The 2,311-nt window shown below is 45.5% G+C and carries 3 protein-coding genes and 1 tRNA gene; 2 read left to right on the plus strand and 2 right to left on the minus strand.

Annotated features, from left to right (window positions below; genetic code table 11):
• Positions 1-260: 260 nt before the first annotated feature.
• Both P5683_RS26600 and P5683_RS24225 read right to left on the minus strand, forming a co-directional pair.
• On the minus strand, positions 261-455 hold the full coding sequence (locus tag P5683_RS26600) for a hypothetical protein (protein ID WP_008052216.1): 195 nt from the start codon (positions 453-455) through the stop codon (positions 261-263).
• Positions 414-487: transfer RNA gene (locus P5683_RS24225), tRNA-Val, on the minus strand. The genes P5683_RS26600 and P5683_RS24225 overlap by 42 nt, the downstream gene beginning before the upstream one ends.
• A gap of 36 nt (positions 488-523) precedes the next feature.
• Here P5683_RS24225 and P5683_RS24230 point away from each other — a divergent pair.
• Together P5683_RS24230 and P5683_RS24235 are read left to right on the plus strand one after the other, a co-directional pair.
• Positions 524-1,252, plus strand: a complete 729-nt coding sequence (locus tag P5683_RS24230; protein WP_006624503.1) for a hypothetical protein — start codon at positions 524-526, stop codon at positions 1,250-1,252.
• A 368-nt stretch (positions 1,253-1,620) separates the two neighbouring features.
• Positions 1,621-1,749 (plus strand): lysine N(6)-hydroxylase/L-ornithine N(5)-oxygenase family protein, encoded by a 129-nt coding sequence (locus tag P5683_RS24235; RefSeq protein ID WP_162097047.1) that lies wholly within the window; start codon positions 1,621-1,623, stop codon positions 1,747-1,749.
• Positions 1,750-2,311: the final 562 nt, after the last annotated feature.

Consider the following 2,311-nt stretch of genomic DNA (forward strand, 5'->3'; position numbering starts at 1 on the left):
TCTAGCCTAGACTAGCACCATATCTTTTATTCCCTGTCAACCTGCGGAATGTAGGCCCTACGGCTACCTACGGCTATCGTGTTGGCTTTGAAACATACCCTCCCCCCATAACCGGAATAAGCACTATTGGGGAAGTGACCGATGTGATAGCGGTCAAGGGTGAGGTACGAACCGATAGGCTTGCCATTGACGGGTATCACAAGGGAACTACCCTATCACTTGTCGGGTTTAGGGGGTGATATGGGTATTTGACAGATTGATTAAGTTGTGCTTGTTGACTGAGTAATCATCCTATTGACAGAATTATTTTCCTGTGCTAGGACTAGATTGTGAGTAATATCTGAGTAATTAGGTAGGACTATCGGGTTAAGTGAATCACGGTTATTGCAGTTATGATAACGGTCAGTTAATAGTGGACACAACTGGACTCGAACCAGCGACCCCCACGATGTCAACGTGGTACTCTAACCAACTGAGCTATGCGTCCGAACAGTTTATTACATTAACATAACTCACCCGAAAATTGCAACCCCCCAAACGGATCTATTTTTCCCCTCGCGATCGCTGTATGCTTAATGAAGTTGTATCAGCCGCCCATCAGGCGACGGGACACACAGTTCCAAGGGAGGAGATGATGGTTAAGAAAAGTCTAGCCGATATGGTCAAACAGGAAGCAGAAAAGGCGGGTAGTCCCCCCCCAGAATCTGCTGATACTGATCATCAAATTAATACAAGCACATCCCCAAGGGACAATACCTCCTCTAGCCGTCCAACCCCCACCCAAGCCGAATTAGAGGCGCAGATGGAGTTAGAAGCTCAAGTAGCCTGGCTTGAATCCCACTTACAGCAGTCCCAGGAAACTGAGCAGACTTTAAAAAAAGAGATTTCTGCCCTTCAATTAACTGTTAAAAACGCTCAAGCCAGCCATAGGCAATTAGCCACTACAATCAATAAACTACAACAAGAATTAGAGGAAAAAAATAAATTAATAGCCCAACTTAAACAGGAGACTGAAGCGGCGGCGGCCTTAAAGGAAAAGCTAGAACAGGCAGAATTAATAGCACTACATCTGTCGGAAACGAATACTAAACTTTTACAACATATCGAACAGTTAAAACTAGAATCATCTACGTCTAAACTAGCACAGAAACCCACGAAGCGATCCCCACCTCATTTAGTGCCTCGTCCCGAACATTCCCTCAGTCAACCGATGAACAATGAAGATTTTTCTCAAAGTACCTGGCTGTTATAATTTATCCATTAGTGCGAGACGTTCAGGTAGGAAATAAGGCTGAGATGCCTGAAATAACTACCTGGTGAAAACTTCAGCCCCCTGACTGAATACAAGAAGCTCGCTTCTGACCATCCCTATAACTGTTTATATGTCCCGACGTTTGGTATAGAAATATACATAACGTGCGAAACGTTTAGGAGTCAAATAGGGCTGCAATGGCTGAAATAACCTCCTAGTGGGACTTCCACCCCTTGGTGGAATATAAGGGATTCGCACCCCTGACCATCCCATAACTATCTATGTGTCTCAACATCTGGCTTCGACAACCAGATAAGGCAGAGAGACTCAAGGTCAAGACTGAGCGAAAAAAAGAGGGGAGTTGTGTTATGGTCGAAAGAGAAGTCACCTTCCCCAACTCCAATTCCAAACCGTGCTTGCGAGTTTCCCAGCACACGGCTCCTGATGTAGATACCCTATTGTCAGTAGGAACAGGGCTACAACCCCCCGCTTTGTAACCTCAACTTTGGGAGCTAAATACAACACGTAGTCTTTAAACTCGCTTTCGTCATCAAACTCTTACTTGTCGCGGTCTCTATATCCACACCGTGACTAGTGGGCATATCCTAGCCATTACAGTTAGGCATTGGCTTTCAGTCACATCCTTTCCCCTTAAAGGGTTAGGGGTCGAGAGTGAAGTCACCTTCACCCTCTCCCATTCAGAACCGTGCTTGATAGTTTCCCATCACACGGCTCCTGGTGTGGATACCCTATTTGTCAAAGGAGCAGAATCAAGAGACCTGCTTTCTACTTCGATGTTCAGAGCTATATGCACCACGTAGTCTTTAAACTCGTCCTCGCCATTATACTCTTACTGACCGCAGTATCTATATCCCCACCGTGACCTGTGGGCATATCCCAACCATGACAATTGGGCTTTAGCTTCTGGTCACATCCTTCACCCTCTAAGCATGCGCTTACATTTTTCACTACTGCCTTGTGAATAGCATTACTCACTTGTTTATAGCCTACATTCCGCAGGTTGATAGGTAATTAACCGGATGCGTAGTAATAGCGCTC

Source organism: Limnospira sp. PMC 1279.21, assembly GCF_032349615.1.
In the GTDB taxonomy this organism is placed as follows: domain Bacteria; phylum Cyanobacteriota; class Cyanobacteriia; order Cyanobacteriales; family Microcoleaceae; genus Limnospira; species Limnospira fusiformis.

Coding starts and splice junctions, on each gene's coding strand:
- P5683_RS24235 (WP_162097047.1), top strand. CDS start 1,621: ATGGTCGAAAGAGAAGTCACCTTCCCCAACTCCAATTCCAAACCGTGC.